Origin of the sequence: Streptomyces thermovulgaris (assembly GCF_002155915.1) — a bacterium.
Taxonomy (GTDB): Bacteria; Actinomycetota; Actinomycetes; order Streptomycetales; family Streptomycetaceae; genus Streptomyces; species Streptomyces thermovulgaris.
In genome coordinates this window covers 1-810 of record NZ_MUME01000484.1, presented here as the reverse complement: position 1 = coordinate 810, position 810 = coordinate 1, and the positions used below count along the sequence as shown (strand labels likewise).

Genomic DNA, 810 nt, shown 5'->3' with positions numbered 1-810 from the left:
TGATCGGCCTCTGGCTCCCGGTCGCCGACGGCGTCCGGGAGCCAGAGGCCGATCATGCGGGCGGGCGTCCGCAGCAGGAAGCGGTGGACGGCCCGGATCCGCTCCTCCTCCACGGCGGCGCGGGCGCCGCCGGTGTCCTCCAGCAGGCCCAGGTCCGCCAGCAGCGCCAGCCATGCGCGGACGTCCTCGGCCGCCTCCGCGCGCTCCTCCTCCAGCGGGCGGGTGAGCAGACCGAGGCGGTGGCGCAGGGCGACGTGCTCGCCGGTGAGCCGGGCGGCGGTGGACGGCAGGTCGTGGGTGGTGGCGGTGGCCAGGCAGTCGGCGCGCCAGCGCTCGGGGGGCAGCGGGCGGCCGTCGCCGTCCCAGTCCCGTTCGAACCACAGCACCGACGTGCCGAGCACCCCGCGCCGGTCCAGGGCCTCGCGCACCCCGGGCTCCACCGTCCCCAGGTCCTCGCCGATCACCACGGAACCCGCCCGGGAGGCCTCCAGCACCAGGGTGGCGAGCATGGCCTCCGCGTCGTAGCGGACGTAGGTGCCTTCCGTGGGCGGATGGCCCCGCGGCACCCACCACAGCCGGAACAGGCCCATGACGTGGTCGATGCGCAGGGCCCCGGCGTGGCGGAACAGGGCGCGCAGCAGCTCCCGGAAGGGCGCGTAGCCGGAGGCGGCGAGACGGTCGGGGCGCCAGGGCGGCAGACCCCAGTCCTGACCGCGCGCGTTGAAGGCGTCCGGCGGGGCGCCGATGGACATGCCGGTCGCGAAGTGGTCCTGCTGGGCCCAGGCGTCGGCCCCGCCGGACGCCTTCAAC

Annotated in this window: 1 protein-coding gene; it reads right to left on the bottom strand. The window is 76.7% G+C overall.

Annotated elements, in window-relative coordinates; genetic code table 11:
* Positions 1 to 810 (bottom strand): 4-alpha-glucanotransferase (locus tag CCN35_RS26640; protein ID WP_143631868.1); only part of this gene is annotated, 810 nt, incomplete at both ends.